23 protein-coding genes are annotated in these 20,381 nt (G+C 70.5%); 7 read left to right on the top strand and 16 right to left on the bottom strand.

What is annotated here, in order from left to right; genetic code table 11:
* The first annotated feature begins 54 nt into the window (after positions 1-54).
* Genes ACJJVL_RS12500 through ACJJVL_RS12490 form a run of 3 tightly spaced genes read left to right on the top strand, consistent with a single transcriptional unit; the run spans position 55 to position 2,691 of the window.
* The gene (locus ACJJVL_RS12500) at positions 55-1,041 is read left to right on the top strand and encodes a methionine ABC transporter ATP-binding protein (protein ID WP_405219130.1); all 987 of its coding nucleotides are present in this window, start codon (positions 55-57) and stop codon (positions 1,039-1,041) included.
* Positions 1,038-1,853, top strand: coding sequence for a methionine ABC transporter permease (locus ACJJVL_RS12495; RefSeq protein WP_405219128.1), 816 nt, complete (start codon positions 1,038-1,040; stop codon positions 1,851-1,853). Before ACJJVL_RS12500 ends, ACJJVL_RS12495 begins: the two co-directional genes overlap by 4 nt.
* A gap of 10 nt (positions 1,854-1,863) precedes the next feature.
* Complete coding sequence (locus ACJJVL_RS12490; RefSeq protein ID WP_405219126.1) at positions 1,864-2,691, top strand: MetQ/NlpA family ABC transporter substrate-binding protein; 828 nt, start codon at positions 1,864-1,866, stop codon at positions 2,689-2,691.
* Positions 2,692-2,772: 81 nt separating this feature from the next.
* Here ACJJVL_RS12490 and ACJJVL_RS12485 read toward each other — a convergent pair whose 3' ends face one another.
* Positions 2,773-3,999 (bottom strand): MFS transporter, encoded by a 1,227-nt coding sequence (locus tag ACJJVL_RS12485; RefSeq protein WP_405219124.1) that lies wholly within the window; start codon positions 3,997-3,999, stop codon positions 2,773-2,775.
* Positions 4,000-4,183: 184 nt separating this feature from the next.
* Between ACJJVL_RS12485 and ACJJVL_RS12480 the strand changes: the two genes are divergently transcribed.
* Positions 4,184-5,494: an MFS transporter gene (locus ACJJVL_RS12480; protein ID WP_405219122.1), complete on the top strand. Its 1,311-nt coding sequence runs from the start codon at positions 4,184-4,186 to the stop codon at positions 5,492-5,494.
* Between the two features lie 122 nt (positions 5,495-5,616).
* On the opposite strand, the gene ACJJVL_RS12475 is transcribed toward ACJJVL_RS12480, so the two are convergent.
* The 5 genes from ACJJVL_RS12475 to ACJJVL_RS12455 all read right to left on the bottom strand — a co-directional run bounded on the left by ACJJVL_RS12475 (position 5,617) and on the right by ACJJVL_RS12455 (position 8,688).
* On the bottom strand, positions 5,617-5,880 hold the full coding sequence (locus tag ACJJVL_RS12475) for a type II toxin-antitoxin system prevent-host-death family antitoxin (RefSeq protein ID WP_405219121.1): 264 nt from the start codon (positions 5,878-5,880) through the stop codon (positions 5,617-5,619).
* Positions 5,881-5,963: 83 nt separating this feature from the next.
* Positions 5,964-6,575, bottom strand: a complete 612-nt coding sequence (locus ACJJVL_RS12470) for a DUF6596 domain-containing protein (RefSeq protein ID WP_405219697.1) — start codon at positions 6,573-6,575, stop codon at positions 5,964-5,966.
* Positions 6,488-7,072 carry a sigma factor gene (locus ACJJVL_RS12465; RefSeq protein ID WP_405219119.1) on the bottom strand — a complete coding sequence of 195 codons (585 nt, stop codon included), beginning with the start codon at positions 7,070-7,072 and terminating at the stop codon, positions 6,488-6,490. The genes ACJJVL_RS12470 and ACJJVL_RS12465 overlap by 88 nt, the downstream gene beginning before the upstream one ends.
* Before the next feature lie 41 nt (positions 7,073-7,113).
* Positions 7,114-7,521: a YciI family protein gene (locus tag ACJJVL_RS12460; protein ID WP_405219117.1), complete on the bottom strand. Its 408-nt coding sequence runs from the start codon at positions 7,519-7,521 to the stop codon at positions 7,114-7,116.
* A 108-nt stretch (positions 7,522-7,629) separates the two neighbouring features.
* Entirely contained in the window at positions 7,630-8,688 is a 1,059-nt protein-coding gene (locus tag ACJJVL_RS12455; protein ID WP_405219116.1) for a YhcG family protein, read from the bottom strand.
* An 84-nt stretch (positions 8,689-8,772) separates the two neighbouring features.
* Here ACJJVL_RS12455 and ACJJVL_RS12450 point away from each other — a divergent pair, with 84 nt between their 5' ends.
* The gene (locus ACJJVL_RS12450) at positions 8,773-9,447 is read left to right on the top strand and encodes a winged helix-turn-helix domain-containing protein (protein WP_405219114.1); all 675 of its coding nucleotides are present in this window, start codon (positions 8,773-8,775) and stop codon (positions 9,445-9,447) included.
* A gap of 19 nt (positions 9,448-9,466) precedes the next feature.
* Here the strand turns inward: ACJJVL_RS12450 and ACJJVL_RS12445 are convergent, their stop codons facing one another.
* Positions 9,467-10,891: a sensor histidine kinase gene (locus tag ACJJVL_RS12445; RefSeq protein ID WP_405219112.1), complete on the bottom strand. Its 1,425-nt coding sequence runs from the start codon at positions 10,889-10,891 to the stop codon at positions 9,467-9,469.
* 180 nt (positions 10,892-11,071) lie between these two features.
* Here ACJJVL_RS12445 and ACJJVL_RS12440 point away from each other — a divergent pair, with 180 nt between their 5' ends.
* Positions 11,072-11,536 (top strand): PepSY domain-containing protein, encoded by a 465-nt coding sequence (locus ACJJVL_RS12440; protein ID WP_405219111.1) that lies wholly within the window; start codon positions 11,072-11,074, stop codon positions 11,534-11,536.
* 11 nt (positions 11,537-11,547) lie between these two features.
* Here the strand turns inward: ACJJVL_RS12440 and ACJJVL_RS12435 are convergent, their stop codons facing one another.
* The 8 genes from ACJJVL_RS12435 to ACJJVL_RS12400 all read right to left on the bottom strand — a co-directional run bounded on the left by ACJJVL_RS12435 (position 11,548) and on the right by ACJJVL_RS12400 (position 16,848).
* Positions 11,548-12,447 carry a F510_1955 family glycosylhydrolase gene (locus tag ACJJVL_RS12435; protein ID WP_405219109.1) on the bottom strand — a complete coding sequence of 300 codons (900 nt, stop codon included), beginning with the start codon at positions 12,445-12,447 and terminating at the stop codon, positions 11,548-11,550.
* Between the two features lie 9 nt (positions 12,448-12,456).
* Positions 12,457-13,047 (bottom strand): DUF305 domain-containing protein, encoded by a 591-nt coding sequence (locus ACJJVL_RS12430; protein WP_405219107.1) that lies wholly within the window; start codon positions 13,045-13,047, stop codon positions 12,457-12,459.
* Positions 13,048-13,138: 91 nt separating this feature from the next.
* A complete protein-coding gene (locus tag ACJJVL_RS12425) occupies positions 13,139-13,579 on the bottom strand; it encodes a DUF6153 family protein (protein WP_405219106.1) in 441 nt (146 codons plus the stop codon).
* 10 nt (positions 13,580-13,589) lie between these two features.
* Complete coding sequence (locus tag ACJJVL_RS12420; RefSeq protein ID WP_405219104.1) at positions 13,590-14,381, bottom strand: hypothetical protein; 792 nt, start codon at positions 14,379-14,381, stop codon at positions 13,590-13,592.
* Between the two features lie 154 nt (positions 14,382-14,535).
* A complete protein-coding gene (locus tag ACJJVL_RS12415) occupies positions 14,536-15,297 on the bottom strand; it encodes an ABC transporter permease (RefSeq protein ID WP_405219102.1) in 762 nt (253 codons plus the stop codon).
* The gene (locus ACJJVL_RS12410; RefSeq protein ID WP_405219100.1) at positions 15,294-16,106 is read right to left on the bottom strand and encodes an ABC transporter ATP-binding protein; all 813 of its coding nucleotides are present in this window, start codon (positions 16,104-16,106) and stop codon (positions 15,294-15,296) included. The genes ACJJVL_RS12415 and ACJJVL_RS12410 overlap by 4 nt, the downstream gene beginning before the upstream one ends.
* Complete coding sequence (locus ACJJVL_RS12405; protein ID WP_405219098.1) at positions 16,103-16,468, bottom strand: DUF1048 domain-containing protein; 366 nt, start codon at positions 16,466-16,468, stop codon at positions 16,103-16,105. Before ACJJVL_RS12405 ends, ACJJVL_RS12410 begins: the two co-directional genes overlap by 4 nt.
* Before the next feature lie 2 nt (positions 16,469-16,470).
* Positions 16,471-16,848: a PadR family transcriptional regulator gene (locus ACJJVL_RS12400; RefSeq protein ID WP_405219096.1), complete on the bottom strand. Its 378-nt coding sequence runs from the start codon at positions 16,846-16,848 to the stop codon at positions 16,471-16,473.
* 173 nt (positions 16,849-17,021) lie between these two features.
* On the opposite strand from ACJJVL_RS12400, the gene ACJJVL_RS12395 reads away from it, so the two are divergent.
* Complete coding sequence (locus ACJJVL_RS12395) at positions 17,022-18,254, top strand: sensor histidine kinase (protein ID WP_405219094.1); 1,233 nt, start codon at positions 17,022-17,024, stop codon at positions 18,252-18,254.
* Here the strand turns inward: ACJJVL_RS12395 and ACJJVL_RS12390 are convergent.
* Positions 18,241-20,286, bottom strand: a complete 2,046-nt coding sequence (locus ACJJVL_RS12390; protein ID WP_405219092.1) for a cell wall-binding repeat-containing protein — start codon at positions 20,284-20,286, stop codon at positions 18,241-18,243. The genes ACJJVL_RS12395 and ACJJVL_RS12390 overlap by 14 nt on opposite strands.
* Between the last annotated feature and the right edge of the window lie 95 nt (positions 20,287-20,381).

The following is a 20,381-nucleotide window of genomic DNA, read 5'->3' as shown; positions in this document are numbered from 1 at the left end:
CGGGCACCACCAGACCACAGCCAGGGCGTCGGCCGCGCCCCTACTTGGAGTTCCATGATCTCGATCGAGCACGTCAGCCGCCGCTTCGGCGACGGCCCCGACGCCGTCGTCGCGCTCGACGACGTGTCGATCGAGGTGCCGCGCGGCTCGATCTTCGGCGTCGTCGGGCAGTCGGGCGCCGGCAAGTCCACGCTGCTGCGCACCGTCAACGCGCTCGAGCGGCCCGACAGCGGCCGCGTGGTCGTCGACGGTGTCGAGGTGACCGCGCTCGAGGGCAAGGCGCTGCTCAAGGAGCGCCACCAGATCGGCATGGTCTTCCAGCACTTCAACCTGGTCGGCAACCGCACCGTGGCGCAGAACGTCGAGTTCGCGCTCGAGGCCGTCGGCACACCGAAGGGCCAGCGCCGCCCGAAGGCGCTCGAGATGCTCGACCTCGTCGGCCTCGCCCACCGCGCCGACGACCGCCCCGGCCAGCTCTCCGGCGGCCAGCGGCAGCGCGTCGGCATCGCCCGAGCCCTCGCCTCCGGCCCCGACGTGCTGCTGAGCGACGAGGCCACGAGCGCGCTCGACCCCGAGACCACCCGCTCCATCCTCGAGCTCATCCAGCGGCTCAGCCGCGAGCTCGGCCTCACCGTGCTGCTCATCACCCACGAGATGGATGTCGTCAAGCGCATCTGCGACGCCGCCGCCCTCATGGAGCACGGCCGCGTCATCGAGCAGGGCTCGCTCGAAACGCTCATCCGCACGCCCGGCTCGGCCGTCGCCGCCGAGCTCTTCCCCGTCGGCGAGGCCCACTACATCCCCGGCCACCGCATCATCGACATCACCTACACGGGCCTCAGCGCCGACCGGCCGATCATCGCGCAGCTCACGCGCGACTTCGGCCTCGACGTCTCCATCCTCGGCGCCGCTCTCGAGACCATCAACGGCCACCAGGCCGGCCGCACCCGCCTCGCCGTGCCCGGTGACGCATCCGTCGCCCTCAAGGTGATCGACTCGCTGACCGCACAGGGCGTCACCGCCTGGGAGGTGCTCGCATGATCGACGTCAACTCACCCGACTTCTGGCCCAACCTGCTCGAGGTGATGCTCGAGGGCACGTGGGAGACCATCTACATGACGGCCATCGCCATGGCCATCACCTTCGTCGTCGGCCTGCCGCTGGGCATCGTCCTGGTGGGCACCGAGCAGGGGCGCTTCCTCGAGGCGCCCGGCGGGCAGCGCTGGCTCGGCACCGCCATCAACCGCGTGCTCGGCTTCATCGTGAACCTCGGCCGCTCGGTGCCGTTCATCGTGCTGATGATCGCGCTCATCCCCGTCACCCGCTGGCTGCTGGGATCGTTCATCGGCTCCGGCCCCGCGATCGTGCCGCTCACGCTCGTTGCCATTCCATTCTTCGTGCGCGTGGTCGAGATCGCCGTGCGCGAAGTCGACCCCGGCCTGTTCGAGGCGGCCGACTCGCTCGGCGCCTCCCGCTGGCTGCTCGTCAAGCGCGTGCTGCTGCCGCAGGCGTGGCCGGCGATCCTGCTCGGCACCGCCACCACCATCACCTCCGTCATCAACTTCTCGGCGATGGTCGGCGTGGTCGGCGGCGGCGGCCTCGGCAACGTCGCCCTCACCTACGGCATGCAGCGCTACAGCGTGCTCCACATCGTCGGCGTTGTCATCATCCTGTTCGTGCTCGTGCAGGCCATCCAGTGGGCACTGACCGTGCTCGCCAAGCGCCTCGGCGCCGTCCCCAATCGTCGCGGCCCCAAGAAGGACGCGACGGCGGATGCGCAGGCGCACCTGGATGCCGACGTCGCACCTCCCAACACCCGAGCCACGACGCATCCGTCTGGCCCTGACTTCTAAAGGAAGCCCCATGCACCTCACCCCGAAGCGCCGCATCGCGGCCACCATCGCCGCCGGCCTCGCCGTCGCCACGCTGGCGGCGTGCTCGTCGGCCGCACCTGCCGAGGCACCCGAGGACGGCTCGCTCGGCACCATCCGCGTCGGTGCCCTGCCGGTGCCGGCGGGCGACATGCTCACCTGGGTCGACGAGAACCTCGCCGAAGAAGCTGGCCTCGACATCGAGTGGGTCGAGTTCACCGACTACAACACGCCCAACCCGGCGCTCACCGATGGCTCCACCGAGGCCAACCTGTTCCAGAACTCCACGTTCATGGAGACCTACAACTCGCAGGCGGGCGGCGAGCTGGTCGCGATCGGCGAGGTCTACCTGCCGGCAGCCGCGTTCTACTCCGAGTCGCTCACCTCGCTCGACGAGCTCGAGGACGGCGCCACCATCGCCATCCCGAACGACCCGACGAACGAGGCGCGCGCGCTCGAGATCCTCGCGGCCGAGGGCCTGATCGAGATCGCCGAGGGCACCACGAACCTCGACGGCATCACGTCGAACCCGCAGGACTTCGCGTTCACCGAGGTCGAGAACGCCACGCTGCCGCTCGCGATCCCCGACAACGACGCCGTCTTCGTCACCGCCTCGTTCGCGCTGCCCGCCGGCCTCACGGGCGAGCAGGCGATCCTGGTCGAGGGCAACGACTCGAACTACTTCAACTCGCTCGTCACCACGCCAGAGCTGCAGGACGACCCGCGCGTGACCGCGCTCTACGACCTGCTCACGAGCGAGGAGACGAAGGCCTACATCCTGGAGACGTGGGGCGGCCTGATCGTTCCCATCGCCGAGTAGCGCTGAGCGGCCGACGCAGCCGCAGCCGGGGCCCGTCCGCCAGCCAGTGCTGGCAGGGCGGGCCTTTGGGCTGCGGCGCGACTACGCGTTCGGCCGCGCGTCGCGCAGCATGCCGGCGACCACGAGCGCCGCAGAGCCGACGAGCACGAGCAGCCACAGGCCGAGCGCGTACGAGTTCGTCTCGGCGTGGTACGTCGCACCCATGACCAGCGGCGGGAAGTAGCCGCCCAGGCCGCCCGCCGCGGCGACGACGCCGGTGACGGCGCCGACCTTGTCCGGCGGGGTCGACGGGCCGATCCAGGCGAACACGGCACCCATCCCGAGACCCATCGCCGCCGCCATCAGGATGAACAGCGCCCCCGTGAGCACGCCCTCGGGCGGCTGCTGGCCCACGCCGTACGCCGTCACGAGGATGCCGGCCAGCGAGGTGAGCGCGACGACCTTCGGCCCGACCCTGTCGGCCAGCACGCCGCCGATCGGGCGCGCGACCACGGCCGCGGCGGCGAACAGCGCCGTGCGCGTGCCGGCGCCGATCGGGTCGACCTCGTCGGGATAGATCGTGATCAGGTACTTCGGCAGGTACGTCGAGAACGCGACGAAGCCGCCGAAAACGATCGCGTAGAGGAACGACATCTTCCACGTGATGAGCAGCCGCAGCGCGCCGACGACCTTCGGGATGAGCTTCTGGTGGCTCGAAGCCCACGCGGGCGACTCGCGCATGCCGAACCACACCAGGAGTGCGAACAGCACCATGACGGCGACGATCACCAGGTGCGTCGGCCAGTAGCCGATCCACGCCACGAGCCGCGGCGTCAGGAATGCCGACACGGCCGTGCCGATCATGCCCATGCCGAACACGCCGGTCGCGAACCCGCGACGCTGCGGCGAGAACCAGGCGCTCGAGAACGGGATGCCGACGGCGAAGATCGTGCCGGGGATGCCGAGGATGAACGCCCCCACCAGCAGCAGCGGATAGCTGCCGATGCTGCCCGCCAAGGCGACCAGCAGCACCGCCGGCACGCCCATTAGCAGCAGCGCGCTGAACATGATGCGGCCGCCGAACCGGTCGGTCATCGCCCCGACGACGATGCGGCCCAGCGCGCCGACGAGCACCGGCATGGCGAGCAGGATCGACATCCGGCCTTGATCGAGCTCCATCGACACGGCATAGATGTTCTGCAGCGGAGCGATCGCCATCCAGGCCCAGAAGCCGACGGTCGAGGCGAGCGTCGCGATGACCACCTGCGTCATCCCGCCGCGCAGGTCCGGGGCGGCATCCGTCGGGGCAACCGGGGCGGTCGTCGACATCGTCGGCTCCGTTCGTGGGACGTGAGGGGCGTCAGGCTCACGGTAGTGGCGCGGATACGCGGTTGTCACCTGTCGCGATCGACCCGGGTTGCGGACGAAGCGCTCGCACCGCTCGCGGTCTCCGGGTCGCGAGAGAATGGGCTGTGCTCGACCCCGCTCCCGCTTACCCGCTCTTCTCGCCAGCGTGCTCACACCCCGGGTCCCGGCGGCATCGATCGACCCGAGCAGCGACGTGACGTTCTCGGGCGAGCCGACTCCGGCCGCGGGCATCGGGCTCGGCGGCCATGGCGTGCCGCCCGCTGGCGCGAGCGCGTCGCGGCAGATGGGCGGGCCCCGCCAGCTCGCCGCCTCCGTGCCGATCCGCGCCGCCGCCAGCGGCGCGCAGATCGCGATCCCGATCCTGGCGGTCGAGGTCACCGGCGACATCGCACTCGGCGCCGCGCTCGTCGCCCTCGCGCTCGTGCCCGGCATCGTCGCGGCGCCGCTCGTGGGTGCGCTGCTCGACGGCGCGCGCCGGCCGCGCGCGCTGCTGATGGTCGCCGCGGCCGGCACCGGCATCGCCTACGCGATCGCGGCCGGGCTCGGGCCCGTGCCGGTGTGGGCGGTGGCGACGGCCCTCATCGTGAGCGGTCTGCTCACCCCCTTCGGCTTCGGCGGGCTGTCGAGCTTCGTCGCCCCACCGGGGTCGGATGCGCGGCGCGCGTACACGCTCGACGCTCTCAGCTACAACGTGGGCGGGGTCACCGGGCCCGCGCTCGTAGCCGTGCTCGCCCCCACGGTCGGCGCGCGCTGGGCGCTGCTGGCAATGGCCGTGATCGCGCTCGCCTCGGTTGCGGCGTACGCCCGGCTGCCCGTGCAGCCGCGCGCCGCCGAGCGCAAGCGGCTGCTGCGATCGATGAGCGCCGGTATCGTCGCGCTCTCCACCCACCGTCCGCTCGCGGTCGTCACCACCTCCGGGACACTCGCCGAGCTCGGCCGCGGCGTCATGCCGATCGCTGCGATCGGGATCGCGCTTGCAGCCACCGGCGACGCCGCCATGAGCGCCTTGATCGTGGCCGCCTTCGCGGTCGGCGCGCTCGTCGGCGCGGTGATCGAGCCGCTGCGCCCCCAGCGCATCTCCCCGCAGCTGACGATGGCGATCGGCTTTGCGCTCACGGGGCTCGCGACGCTCGCCGCCGCGCTCGACATCGGCCTCGGCTGGACCATCGCGCTCGTCGGCCTCTCGGGGCTGTGCACCGCGGCTCCGACTGCCGCGATGCTGCTGCTGCGCCGCACCGAGAGCCCCGACGACGTGGTCGCGCAGGTGTTCACCGTCGGCTCTGCGCTGCGCACGGCCGCGGCCGCCGCCGGCACCGCGATCGCCGGTGCGCTCGCCGGCGTTGAGCCGCTGCTGCTGCTGGCCGGCTCCGGCGCGGTCTGGCTCGTCAGCGCCGCCGTGATGCTGGCGTTCCCGCGCCGGTCGGCATCGGGATCAATCGGTCATGTTCGGCGGTAAACGTCCCGGTCGTGGATCGTGGCCGAGTTCAGCGATCCATTTGAGAACGCGGACCCGGATCGCGCGTTCGAGCTTCCGGATCTCGCGGGCGGCCGATGTGGTGAAGTCGACCGTGGAGTCGGTTACTCAGAGAGCTCGGCGGTCAGTTCGTCGAGCGAGACCCGAGTGCCAGGGTCGTCGGCCTTCGCTGCGCGGAACTCGGCACGGTCGCGGGCAGCTTCGAGATCTTCGAGCAGTTCGAGGTCTTCGACGCTGATCACCACTGCCGCGAGCTTGCCATGGCGCGTCACTCCGATGCGCTCGCGACCGTAACTCACGCGCCCGACCACATCCGACAATCCATCGCGCAGTTCGCGCGAACTGATGCTGCGGTTGACGCTCTTCACGTGCCCACCGTAGTGCATTGTGTACACAATCGGCAGAACGTACCAAACGCTTCGGGACGACGCGAGGCAGCGCCTGACCGGGCTCACCCGGGGCTCTGCCTTGCGCGGAGGCGTTCACCCTCGCGCAGCAGGTGCTGCTGCTCGAGGGTGCTGGTGGCGCGGCGCGCGGCCTCCGCGTACTCGATGGCCGCTGCCTGCACATCACCGACCCGTTCGTGCAGGTATGCGCGCGCAGCGTAGTAGCGCGGCACGTCACTGCCGACAGCGTCGAGCGCTGCGAGCCCTGCGCGCGGCCCGGCTGCCTCACCGATCGCGACGGCGCGGGCGAGCCGGATCACGGGTGACTCGCCCAGCGCCAGCAGCTCGTCGTACCACTCGACGATCTGCACCCAGTCGGTCTCGGCGGCAGTCGGCGCATCCGCGTGCAGCGCAGCGATCGCGGCCTGCGCCTGGTACTGCCCTCGCCGGTCTCGGGCGAGGGCCGTCTGCAGGATGTCGATTCCTTTGGCGATCGCATCCGCGTCCCACAGGCCGCGATCCTGCTCGCCGAGCGGCACGAGCCTGCCGTCGACCACACGGGCGGGCCTGCGAGCATGGCTCAGCAGCATCAGGGCGAGGAGCCCGTGGGCCTCCGGCTCGTCGGTGAGCGAGGCGAGCTGCCGCGTGACGCGGATCGCTTCGGCGACCACATCGATCTCGCCGGAGTAGCCGTGGTTGAACAGCAGGTAGAGCACGCGCAGCATGCGGGAGAGATCGCCGGCTGATCCAGCGCGACGCCGACCAGCCGCTGCTTCGCACGGCTGATGCGCTGCGCCATCGTCGCCTCGGACACGAGGAACGCATCCGCAATCTGCCTCGTCGTCAGCCCGGCGACCGCGCGCAGCGTCAGCGCGATTGCCGACGTCGAGGTGAGTGCCGGATGCGTGCACAAGAAGTAGAGCGCGAGCGTGTCGTCACGCTGTGGCACGGCACCGGGTTCGGGCTCGGTCGCAACCCGTTCCTGCCGCGCGGTGCGTGCCGCATCGCTGCGCACCTGGTCGATGAACGCATGCCAGGCAACGGTGACGAGCCACGCCCGCAGATCACGCGCCCCCTCGAGGTCCGATCGCTCGAGAGCGCGCACCAGCGCCGTCTGCACGGCATCCTCGGCCGACGCGAAATCTGCGCCGCGTCGGACGAGGATGCCGACCACGTCGGGGATGGCGCGGCGGAGCGCCGTCGCATCCACCCGCGTCACCCCGCGTCAGCCGGCGGCGCGCTCATCACCTCACGCAGCTCCAGCCATTCACCAAGCGGCGTCCCGCCGGCCCAGGGTGCCGCCGACAGCTCGGACGCGAGCTCCAGTGCTCGGTCGTAGGAGTCGACCTCGACGAGCATCCATCCCGCGATGAGGTCCTTGGTCTCGGCGAACGGACCGTCTACGACGGGTGGCTTGCCGTCGCCATCGAAACGAACCCACGCGCCACCCATCGACAGTCCCTCCGAGGAGACCATCTCCCCCGAGGCGATGAGCCGCTGCTCCATGTCCTGCATGTACTGCACGTGTGCGTTCCACTCATCGGGCGTGAGCTGGTCCATCGCGACATCGTTCACCGCTGGGCGCCCGCCTCGGTAGTGCTTGAGCATCAGGTACTTCGGCATGTTCAGCCTCCTGTTCGGTGCGGCCCATTCTGGCCGCTTCAGGGAGGTGACGGATCTGGCGAACCGATCTCGACATCCGTTGGCGAGATTCGCGGTCGCGGTGCGCCGCTACTGCTCAGACTCGTCATCGTGCCGAGGCTGCGCACTGCCAAGCCCGTCAAGCGCACGACTGATCGTCTCCGCGTCGGGCAGCGCCTGCTGCTCCGCTGGCGGCAGCGTCTCGTAGGTGTAGGACGAGACGGCCAACGGTCCCGCCGAGGCGCCGAGCGCATATCGCACCACTGACTCGTTCTTGCCGCTGCACAGCAGGATTCCGATCGACGGCGCATGCTGCGGCCCACGGATCAGGTCGTCGACGACAGCGACATAGAAGCCAAGCTGCCCGGTGTACTCGGGCTTGAACTTGCCGGCCTTGAGCTCAAAGACGACGTAGCGCAACTGCTCGGTGTGGAAGAAGAGCAGGTCGATGGTGAAGTCGTCGCCGTCGATCTCGACGTGCTTCTGCCGGTCGACGAAGGCCCAACCGGGACCGAGCTCACGCAGCACGTCGACGATTTGGTCGATCATCGCCTGCTCGAGGTCTCGCTCTGCGGCACCAGCTGCGAGGCCGAGGAAGTCGAACACGTAGGGATCGCGGGAGATCGCCTGGGCAAGCCGCGCATCACGCTCCTCGAGCTGGCCGTTGAAGCTGCTCTGTGCGGCGCCTGTGCGCTGCCGCAGCTGGCCCATGATGTTGTGCTCCAGCACTGCCCGGGACCAGCCCTCGTTCACCGAGCGCTCTGCGTACCAGTCGCGGTCGTCGCGCCCGGTGAGCTTGTCGATCAGCAGGCGGATGTGGCCTGAGGGCAAATGTCCCACAGGCTGCGGGACAATTGAGAATCCGTCGGGCCACGCTTCCGCGAAACTTCGCATGTACAGCAGATTGGAGCGCGAGAGACCAGTCATCTCGGGGAACTCACGTCGCAGATCGTGGGCAAGCTGCTGCACGACCTTCCCACCCCAGCCAGCCATGCGCTGCTGCTCGAGGATGGTGTGGCCGATGTGCCAGTAGAGCCCGATGAGCTCGGTGTTCACGGCCCGCTGCGCACGCAGGTGTGCGCGGTGCACGCGTTGCTTCAGCTCGGCGAGCACCTCTCCGTACCGATCCGGCAGCTCGATCTCGGTCATGCTCTCGACTCCAGTGTCTGCATGGCCGCACCGTAGATCTCGCCACCCACACCGCGCGCCTCACGCTCACGCCAGAATGGAGGAGTGCGCGTGCTCCTGGTGGAAGACGAACGACGGCTCGCTCAGGCGGTGCAGCGTGGGCTGACGGCCGAGGGCTTCAACGTCGACTGGGTCGACAACGGCGTCGACGGGCTCTGGAAGGCGAAGGAGCAGCAGTACGACGTCGTCGTGCTCGACATCATGCTGCCGGGGCTCAACGGCTACAAGGTGTGCGAGAGCATGCGGGCGGCGGGCATCTGGACGCCGGTGCTGATGCTGACCGCCAAAGACGGCGAGTACGACCAGGCGGATGCGTTCGACCTGGGTGCCGACGACTACCTGATCAAGCCGTTCTCATTCGTCGTGCTCGTCGCCCGACTGCGCGCCCTGGTGCGCCGAGGCGGGGCGGCGCGGCCGGTCGCACTGCAGGTCGACGACCTCACCCTCGACCCGGTGCGGCATCGCGTCGAGCGCGCGGGCACGGAGATCTCGCTCACGCCGCGCGAGTTCGGGCTGCTGGAGTTCCTGATGCGGCATCCGGGCGAGGTGCTGACGAAGACGCAGATCGTCGAAGCCGTCTGGGATGCTGCGTTCGACGGCGACCTCAACGTGGTGGAGGTCTACATCGGCTACCTGCGCAAGAAGGTCGATCAGCCATTCGGACGCAGCTCGATCCGCACCGTGCGCGGCGTCGGCTACCGGCTGATGGGGCGCGAGTGACGCGCTGAGCTGGTTCGACTCATCCGTGCTCGACGCGCTGCGCCGGCAGCGAGACGCGGAACGCCGCACCTGTCTCGCTCTCCACCACCTCGACGGTGCCGCCGTGGGCGAGCACGACCTCCCTGACGATCGCGAGGCCCAACCCCGTGCCGCCCTCGTCGCGCGCGCGGCTCTCATCCAGCCGCACAAAGCGCTCGAACACGCGCTCGCGATCGGCGGCCGGGATGCCGGTGCCGTCGTCGCGCACCTCGAGCACCGCCCTACCGCCGTCCGCACGCACGCTGAGCACCACTTCGGTGCGGGCGTGCCGCACCGCGTTGTCGACGAGGTTGCGCACGGCCTGGCCGAGCTGCAGCGGCGACCCCGAGACCCGCACCGGCTGGATCGACGCGTCGACGCGCAGCGAGGTGGTCGAGCGGATGCGGTCGCGCTCGGCGCGGAGCAGGTCGTCGAGGTCGACGTCCTCGCGCTCCTGCGCCAGCCCCAGCTCGTCGGCCCGCGCGAGCAGCAGCAGGGCGTTGACGAGCCGCTCCATGCGGGTCGCCTCGTCGACGAAGCCCTCTGCCGTTGCCGCGTCGAGCGCGCGGTCCGGATGCGCGACGGCCGTCTCGCCCATCGCCTTGATCGTGGCGATCGGGCTGCGCAGCTCGTGGCTCGCATCGGCCACGAACCGTCGCTGCGAGCGCTGCGAGGCCTCGAGTCGCGCGAGCATCCCGTTCATGGTGGTCGCGAGCCTGGCGATCTCATCCCTCGCCGCCGGCACGGGCACCCGCTCCTGCAGCTCCCGCCCGCCGATCGCAGCCACCTTGGCGCGGATCGCCTCGACCGGCCGCAGCGAGCGACCGACGAGCCAGAAGGTCGACGCCGCGACGACCAGCAGCAGGAGCGGGAGGCCCACCGCCAGCAGCGGCAGCACCGCCTCGGTGCTCTCCTGCACCGGCTCGAGCGACTGCGCAACGAGCACCGTGAAGGTGCCGGAGGGCGTCTCGACCTCCTCGCGCAGCAGCCGGTAGCGCTCGTCGTCCTCGTCCGGCAGCACGGTGTCGCGCCATTCCGACTCGCCCGCGTCGCCCGCGACGTCGAGCAGCGGCCCATCGCCGTCGAGGTCGTCGGATTCGGCCACCACGCGGCCGCCGGCATCAAGGATTTGCACCGCCGTGCTCTGCCGCGACGCTGCCTCCACCGCGTCCCTGAGCGTGCGGGGCGGCTCGGCAGCGTTCGAGCCCGCGGGGAGCGCCTCGAGGACTGCCCCGACCTCCTCGGCACGATCCTCGATCGAGGTCTCGATGCCCGCGGTCAGCGACTGCTGCAGCGCGATCACGAGCGCCGCCGATCCGACCGCGAGGGCAAGAGCGACGATGAGCGTCGCCGCGAGCGCCGCTCGTGCCCGCACACCGATGCCGCCACGGTGCCGCGGGGCGCGCGTCGCATCGACGCCCGTCATCGCCCCGCCTCCGTCATGGCCGAACGATATCCCAGCGAACGGGGCCGGATGCGCCTGCCTGAGAGCGCTCTCAGGTTGTCTCAGAGTCGCCACAGTGCCCGAGCAGGAGCATCGTCATATCGGCTCGATCCGCGGGTCGGTCCGGATCGACTTCGACCCGGCGACCGAACAGGAGCACTCATGCAGAACAAGAAGAAGTACGCCGTCGCGACCGGCATCGTCGCAGCGACGCTCGCCCTCGGTGGCGCCGGCATCGCCATGGCGACGAGCGACTCGGAGGACACCGCGGTCACCGGCACCGTGGAGGCGCCGCCGGAGGAGACCGCAGCCGACGGCACCGAGGTCGAAACGACCGACGCCGAAGAGGATGCCACGCTGCGGGACCTCGCGACCGTCACGCCCGACGAGGCCGAGGCAGCAGCGCTCGCCGCCGTTCCCGGCACCATCCGCGAGGTCGATCTCGACGACGAGGACGGCTTCGTCGTCTACGAGGTCGAGGTGACCGCCGCCGACGGCACCGTCACCGGGGTGCTCATCGACGCCGGCGACGCCAGCGTGCTGGCGCAGGAGGCCGAGGACGCGGACGACGACGGTGACGACGCCGACGACGACGCCGACGACGACGACACCGAGGACACCGACTAGGACTGCCTCACTCAGCCGAAGGGCGTCAGCACCACCGCCTCGTCTTCGGTGAGGTCGACGATGCCGCGGTCGTCGACGGCCAGGATGCGGTCGTCGCCGACCACGCCGAAGGCGCCGGCAGCGCCGACGACTGCACCGAGCTGCTCCCAGCCATCGGGCGTCTGCCGCTGCACGGCGCCGTTCGTGTCGACGCCCACGAGCGAGCCGTCGGCGAGCACCTCGACCGCGTACAGCAGCGGTGCGCCTTCGAGCGTCGCGAAGCTCGCCCCGCCGTCCTCGCTGACCTGCAAGCCTCGCTCGGTCGCGGCGAACAGCCGCCTGTCGGTGGCCGCCATGTCGACCGCCTCGAGCTGACTCCCGGTCGTCCAGCTGACGCCCGCGTCGGTGCTCGAGAGCACCTCGGGCGATCGCGTCGCGATGCCGTGGAGGGTGCCGTCGGGGCTCGCGGTCAGCACGTGGAAGTCGGCCTCCGAGGTGAGCGAGACCGGCGACCACGACTGCCCGCCGTCATCGCTGCGGATGATGCCCAGGTTCGGACTCCCGAGTTCCGCTGGAGTGTGCGAACCGGGGTGCCCCGATGCGAAGAGCGTGCTGCCGACGACGGTGAAGCCCATGCCGTCGAAGTCGTCGCCACCGACCGGTCCGTCGAGACCGCCGGTGTCGTCGAGCCGGTACAGGCCGTGGTGGCTGGCAAGCAGGATCTCACCGCTCGCTGTGCTGTCGATGGCGTGGATGTGGCCGAGTTCCTCGAGGCTCGTGCCGCTGGACTCCGCATCGGACGGGGCGGTGCTGGGCGGTGCGGTGTCGGCATCGGCAGCACCGGATGGTGCGGGCGCGCCACCCGCGCCGCAGCCGGCGAGGCCGAGGGCGAGAGCAGTCGCGATGACGGCGATGACGGGTGTCGATCTCATGGGTGACCGTCAGAGCTCGGTGAGCAGCTGCTGCATCGTGAGGATCTCCGCAGCCTGGTCATCGCGCATCTGCTGGGCGAGCTCGAGCACGTCCGGGTGCTGGCCGTCCTCGACCTGCATCTCGGCCATCTGCACGGCGCCCTCGTGGTGCACGATCATCTGTTGCAGGAAGAGCCGGCTCGCGTCATCGCCGGTCGCCTCCTCCAGGTCGGCCATGTCGTCCTCCGACATCATCCCGTCACCGGCCCCGTGACCCATGCCGTGGTCCCCGTCGGGCAAGTACGGCACGCCCCACTCCTCCAGCCATCCGAGCATCGTCTCGATCTCGGGCGCCTGTGCTGCACGGATCTGCTCCGCGAGCTCGAGCACGCGTGCGTCGGCATCCGTCTTCGAGAGCATGAGGTCGGCCATCTCGACGGCTTGCTGGTGGTGGGGGATCATCATCGTGACGAACATCTCGTCGGCCTGATTGGCCGATGATGATGCTGCCGATGCGGGGGCGCTGGCAGCTGCGGGTGCCTGTTCGGCTGCGCTGCAACCGGTGATGGCGAGCGTGAGGGTGAGCGCGCTGACTGCCAGCGCGCGACGGTACTGCTGCATGGTGGTGGTTCCTGTTCTCGATCGATTGGTCGGTCTGACGGCACCGCGGATGCGGTCGCCGTGCGGCCTGGCCGGGGGCCAGGCAGACCGATCAGGTTCGACTGATCGAGAGCTGGATGAGCGATGGCGTCGGCGACGGGACCTGTGTCCAGCCGGCCGCGAGCGCGGTGATCGCCGACACGGTCGGCAGCCAGGCGCGTGCGATCGAGCGGGGCGGCGTCAGCAGGAGCAGCCCGGCGAGCAGCGCCAGCACGCAGGCGACAGCGGCGTGCTCGTGACCGAGCGGGGCGGCGCACGCCTGGGCGCACTCGGGATCTGCATGCGCGGCCGCCGCCTCGACCGAGGTGCTGCCGTGCGTGCCGCCGCTGTGGGCTGCGACGGATGGGGTGTGCCCGCCCGTCGAACCGGCCAGCGCATGCATGCCCAGCAGGCCGACGATGAGCAGCACCACGAGCGTGCTGAGCAGCAGCAGCGCGCGCAGCGGGATGCCGCGCGCACCCGCACGGGCCGGCCTCAGCTGCCAGGTTGCCATCGGCTCCAGCCTACGGCTCGACGCCCGGGGGCATCGTCGTGGGATCGACAGCCGTGAGCTCGAGCTCGGCCATCACGTCGAGCGCCGCCACGACGGCGGCGCTGCCGAGCAGCTGCTCGGCCTCCGCCTGCGAGCCGACGAATGGCTGATCATCACCCAGCAGCAGCATCGTGAACGTGTGGTTGCGCTCCACTCCCGGCAGCACGAACTCCGGCACCGGCTCCGTGCCCGCGGAGGCCGCGGTCGCCACCGCCGCGTGCACGAAGTAGCGGCCCGAGTCATGCGCCCACCACGACCGCGCGGCGACGCCGTCGGCGACATCCATCGGCCGCTCCTCGACCACGCCGAAATCGGTGCGCGTCAACCCGACGTTGCTGCCGAATCCGTCGTAATAGGTCAGCAGCGTTCCGTCGGGCGAGGTGAAGTCGATGGCGTTCTCCCACCAGGGTTGGCCGCTGTGATCGGCGGACAGGCGGCTCTGGTCGTCGACGATCCAGCCCGCCGGAACCGGCAGCCGCATGGTGCCGTTCTGCGTCTGGAAGACGTTGCCGCTGGGCTCGCTGCTCGCTGGCGTTCCCGGCGGAGCGGTCGAGGGCGCGGGCGACGGCGTCATGGTCGGCGTCTGCGCGGGAGACGACGTCACGGTCGCGGTCGGCATCGGCGTCGCGGTCGCGGTGGGCGGTGCGGTCGTGGCGCCGGGCGGCGCGCCGGACGGTGCGCAGCCCGCGAGCGTCCCGATCGCGAGGATCAGCACGACGGTGGGAGCGGCGGCTCGAACGATCGAGCGAGAGCCGTTGTGCATGGCGTGCTCCTCAGGGTCCACGTGGACCGGCACCAGCATGCGCCTGATTCGGGCCATCGAAACGTCACAAATCGGTAACGCACGTGGGCCGGCCGCACGTGGACCGAACGCGAGCGTCCAGCGGCCGGATCAGTGCCGTCTCGCGCGGGTGTCGTCAGCGCAGCCGCCTGCGGTAGACGACCATCGCGAGCGCGTAGACGAGCACCAGGATGCCCACGAGCCAGGCGAGCGCGATCCAGATGCTGCTGCCCACCGGCTGCTCGGCGAACAGCGCGCGCAGCGCGTCGACGATCGCCGTCACGGGCTGGTGCTCGGCGAACCACGCGACGGGCGCCGGCATCGACTCGGTCGGCACGAACGCCGAGCTGATGAACGGCAGGAAGATGAGGGGATAGCTGAAGGCGGACGCACCGTCGATCGTCGTTGCCGACAGGCCCGCCAGCACGGCCAGCCACGTCAGCGCGAGCGTGAACAGGATCAGGATGCCCGCGACGGCGAGCCACGCGCCGATGCCCGCGCCGGTGCGGAAGCCGATCAGCAGCGCCACCCCGAGCACGCTCGCGACCGCAACCAGATTGGCGACGAGCGAGGTGAGCACGTGCGCCCAGAGCACGCTCGAGCGTGCGATGGGCATCGACTGGAAGCGCTCGAAGACCCCGCCCTGCTTGTCGAGGAACAGCCGGTAGGCGGTGTACGCCACGCCCGACGCCACCGTGATGAGCAGGATCCCGGGCAGCAGGTAGTCGATGTACGAGCCGCCGCCGATGTCGATGGCACCGCCGAACACGAACACGAACAGCAGCATCATCGCGACTGGCGTGAGCGCGGTGGTGACGATGGTGTCCGGGCTGCGAACGATGTGGCGGAGCGAACGACCGGTCAGCACACCGGTGTCACGCACCAGATGGGTGGTCATCGGTCGTCCTCTCGGGGATGCGGGGCCGCGTCGGGCGAGTCGGCGTTGCCGCCGACGAGGGCGAGGAAGACCTGTTCGAGCGAGGGCTGCCGCTCGACGTACTCGACCGTTGCTGCAGGCAGCAGCCGCTTGAGCGCTGCGAGAGTGCCGTTCTGGATGATCCTGCCCTTGTGCAGGATGGCGATGCGATCGGCGAGCTGCTCGGCCTCATCCAGGTACTGGGTGGTGAGCAGCACCGTGGTGCCACCGGCGGCCAGGTCGCGAATCGTCTGCCAGACCTCGATGCGCGACTGCGGATCGAGCCCGGTGGTCGGCTCGTCGAGGAAGATCACCGGCGGGTTGCCGATGAGGCTCATGGCGATGTCGAGGCGCCGGCGCATGCCGCCGGAGTAGGCCGCCGCCTTGCGTCCGCCGGCCTCGAGCAGGTCGAAGCGCGCGAGCAGCGTGTCGGCGACGGCGCCTGGCTTGGGCAGGTGCCGCAGCCGCGCGATGAGGATGAGATTCTCGCGGCCGCTGAGTCGGTCGTCCACAGCTGCCGTCTGACCTGCGAGGCTGATCGACTCCCGCACCCTTGCTGCCTCGCTCGCGACGTCGAATCCCTGCACGGCCGCGCTGCCAGCATCCGCGCGCAGCAGGGTCGAGAGGATGCGGATGAGCGTGGTCTTGCCGGCGCCGTTCGAGCCGAGCAGGGCGAGGACGCTGCCGGGCTCGACCTCGAACTCGACCCCGCGCAGCACCGGCACGCCCTTGAACGACTTCTCGATCCCCGCGACGCGGATGGCGGGCGCGCGGGAGGTGGCGGAGGTCATGGTGTCTCTCCGACGGCCCGGTCGATCGCGTCGTTGAGGCGCGCGCGCTCCCTGGCGATCCACTGGCCGTCGCGATAGTTCTGCATGAAGGTGTCGGCGAACTCGACCGGATCGTCGCCGACGATGTCACGGATGGCGGTGCCGTCGGCGACGGCACCCTCGAACAGCTCGAGCAGATCCTCGTTCATGCGCATGAGCACGTCGCCGTTCGTGATCGAGCCGGAGTACATCAGGTAGCGCTCGAGCCCGTCGATCGCGGCGCGGTAGCCGCCGGGGAGCTGCGCCTTGCGAGACGTGTAGGCGCGCCAGCGACGCTTGCCATCGAGCGAGCCGGTGATGCTCTCGATCCAGTTGCGGGCCATGGTCAGGCTCCTTTCGGGGTGCCGGTGGGAGCGGTATCGGGAGGTGCGGCATCGGTTGATGTGGCACGCAGGTGCTCGATGTGACCGACGAGGAAGCTCCACGTGCTCCAGAACTCGGCCAGGGCAGCGCGCCCCTGCACGTTGAGCGAGAAGACCTTGCGCGGCGGCCCCTTCTCGCTCGGCACCCGCTCGACATCCACCAGTCCGCGCTGCTCGATGCGCAGCAGGAGCGCGTAGATGGTGCCCTCGGCGATCTCGACGAAGCCCTCATCGCGCAGTCGAGCCGTGATCTCGTAGCCGTACGCGGGGCGCGCTGCGAGGATCGCCAGGATGATGCCTTCGAGCGTGCCCTTGAGCATCTCGGTCATGTGCCTGCCCATCGCCCACCCTTTCGCTACCCAGTGACGCTGGCTACTAGTACATAGTAACGCTGAGTAGCGAACGTGCAAGAGGGTGATGTGCGCGTCTCGTCCCCCGCGAGAAGGAGCCCGCCTCGGCATCCCCGCCGTGCGGGGGAGGCCGCGCTGGGCGCCCGCCGCCTACGCTCGGATGCATGCCCGTGCGCCCCGCCCCCGACGCGAGTTCCCTGCGCGCCGACGCCCTGCTCGCCGGCGCCCTCGCGCTCGTCGGGTGTGTGATGGTCGCCCTCAGCGCGATGACCGGGCTGCAGTTCGTCGACGTGCCGATCTGGCAGCCGATGCTCGCCGCGGCGCTGCTGGCTGCGCCGCTGGTGCTGCGCCGGCGGCATCCGGTTGCAGTCTCGATCGCGCAGGCCCTCGTCTACATGGTCGCGGGCGAGCTGGGCGTCATGGAGCTCTACGCCTCGCAGGTCTCGCTCTTCATGGGCTTCTACTCGATCGGCGCGTGGGACCCGGACCGCAAGCGTGCCCACTGGGTGCGCCTTGTGATCGTGATCGTGATGGCGGGATGGCTCGCGTCATCGGCGGTGCGCGGCTTCTTCGACCCCGAGACCGGCGAGCGCGGCGTCTCGGCGTTCTTCGCGCTGCTGATGATCCAGGTCGTCATCAACGTCGCCTACTTCGGCGGCGCCTGGCTGTTCGGCAACCGCGCCTGGGCGAGCGCGCTCGAGCAGGAACGGCTGGCGGCGGCACACGCGGAGATCCAGGCGCAGCAGGCGCAGCTGGCCGAGCAGGCCGTCTCGCTCGAGCGGCTGCGCATCGCGCGAGAGCTGCACGACGTCGTGGCGCATCACGTCTCGGCGATGGGCGTGCAGGCCGGCGCCGCTCGCCGGATGCTGACGGTCGACGCCGATCGCGCGGCGGATGCACTGCGGCACGTCGAGCAGTCGGCTCGCGATGCGATCGGCGAGCTGCGGTCGCTGGTCGTGACGCTCCGCTCGGAGGACGACGGCACCTCCTCGGCACCGGGACTCGACGCGCTCGCCTCGCTCGTCCAGGCCGCGACGACGAGCGGCCAGCGAGTGGCGCTCACCGAGATCGGCACGCCGCGCGCGGTCTCGCCGATGGCGGGCCTGACGGCGTTCCGCACCGTGCAGGAGGCGCTGACCAACGCGCGCAAGCACGCCGGCCCCGTCGCTCAGGTCGACGTGCGGGTGCGCTACCTGCCGGACGAGCTCGAGGTGGAGATCACCGACAACGGCCACGGCGCGGGTGCCGGCGCCGGCCAGCATGGCGCGGGCGCCGGCCTGGTGGGCATGCGCGAGCGCGTCGGCGCGATGGGCGGCTCGCTCGAAGCCGGCCCGCGCTCGCGCGGGGGTTGGCTCGTGCGGGCTCGGATGCCCGCCCCCGACCTCAGCCGCAGCTGACGTAGCGGGCGCTCGCCGTGCCGATCGTCGGTGGGCCGCCGAGCACGACCACCTGCTCGGGCATGGATCGGATGAGCGCGCTGCGCGTCTGCGATGGCATGCAGTCCCTGCCGGTCAGCAGCAACGGCGCGCCTCGCGCACCGGCGGCGGCCGCACCCGCCAGGGCATCGGCGAACCCCTGGCCGCTCGCGAGGTACGCGGTGTCGACATCGCCGAAAGCTGCAGCGAGGGCTGCCGCCGTCTCGTACCGGTTGCTGCCCGCATAGCGAACGACCTGAGCACCGGTCGCGCCGATGCCTGTGGCCATCCCCGCCGTCACCGAGGCCGTATTGCCCACGACGCCGACCCAGCGCACGCCCAGGCGCTGCAGCGTCGCACGGGTCGCCGCATCCAACGACGGCTTCGTGCCATCGACGAGCAGCACCGGGCCGTCGCGGCGAGCTGCCGCGGGGCCGGCCGAGAGCGCGTCCGGGAAGCGCAGCCCCGTGGCGACGAACGCCGAGGCGGCCCGGTCGAAGGCATGCTCAGCGATCAACCTGCTGGTCGCGTACCGGTTCGCACCACCGAGCCGCAGCACGCCGGTGGTGGATGCATCCGGCTGCGCAGCGGATGCGACCTGGGCATCCTCAGGCGCCTGCTCGCTGGGCGAGGGCGTCGGCTCGAGCGCCGGGTCGGTCGTGGCAGGTTCGGTCGTGGCAGGTTCGGTCGTGGCAGGTTCGGTCGTGGCAGGTTCGGTCGTGGCAGGTTCGGTCGGCGACGTCACCGAGTCAGGGGCAGCATCGGTCGGCATCGGTGTCGGAAGCGGCGTCGGCTGAAGCCCGTCGTCAGTGGGTGTCGTCGACGGTGTCGTCGCGGGCTGGGGCGTCGTTGCCACGCTCGGCGCAGTCGGCAGCGCCTCCTGCTCCGTCACCGCCGTGCGAATGCCCGGGACGAGGGACTGGACGGCGGCTTCGACCCGCGCCGAGACCGACTGCACGTCGCCGACGATCACCACCTGGCGCGGCCGCAGCCGCACGATCTCGTCGCGCACGCTCTGCGGCAGCGAATCGCGCGACGTCAGCAGCACCGGACCCCCCTGGTGCGCAGCCGCGGCGCCGGCGGAGAGCCCATCGGGGAACTTCGCACCACTCGCGAGGTAGACCACCGGCACCCCCGGCGCGAAGACGCTGCGGGAGACCGCTGCAGCGGTCTCGTAGCGATTGGCGCCAGCAAGACGCTTGGCGCTGGGCACGGTCAGGGTCGGGTCGCCGAACCAGTCGGTCCACATGCGCCAGGTGTTGCGGTTTCCGTAGGTGGAGCAGGCATCGCCCGTGCCATACAGATTGTTGAGAGCGGCCTGATTCGGGCGATACGGCGTGTAGTTGTACAGGCCAGCGGTCGCCGCGTTGCGAATGAAGATCGAGCTGCGCCCGCACGCCGTGTTCGGATGCCACCACACCCAGTTCTGTACGCCCGCCCGGTGCGCCCACTGCTCCGGGTGCGCGGCATAGCGGTTGAACTGCCGCGCCGCGAAGTAGACCTGGTAGTAGAAACCGCCGAGCGCCGGGTCGCATGGCGCGGTGTCGGGGCAGGCGAAACCGGTCGCCTTCTCGTAGCGGGCCGCGCTGGGGCTGGGGTGGGTGACGAGCGACTGCTCCTTCTGCAGCAGCACGAGCAGATAGCGCTGCGAGATGTCGCAGGCAGCACCGACGCGGGCGATGATGCTCGCGGCGGTCTCGTTCGACCGGCCGGTGAGCTGGTCGCAATAGGCGTCGGCGGGCATGGTGGAGGTGCGCTGCGCGTAGGTATCGAGGCAGATGTAGCCCGCCGAGCAGCCCGGGTGCTTCTCGTCGATGAAGGCCTGCACCTCAGTCGCCGTCATCGCTCCGCCGTCGTAGAACTGCTGGTCGGAGACCAGGAAGCCGGGGTCGAAGTTCGCGGCATTGGCGGCGCTGGCCGCACCGTCGGGGCCGGTCGGCGGCATGACCGTCAGCAGTGTGCCGACGAGCGCGGTCACGACAGCGGCGACGATCAGGCGGGGGCGCGAGCGCATCCTGCAGCCCTTCATTGGGAGCGACGGTTCTGCCACAGCGTACGTGCTCGCAGGCCCTCACGCGCCCCCTCAATCTCCCCCTCCGCCCCTCCCCT

The organism is Agrococcus sp. Ld7, assembly GCF_045064095.1.
In the GTDB taxonomy this organism is placed as follows: Bacteria; Actinomycetota; Actinomycetes; order Actinomycetales; family Microbacteriaceae; genus Agrococcus.
The sequence above is the reverse complement of the archived record's forward strand: the minus strand, read 5'-3'. Positions and strand labels throughout refer to the sequence as shown.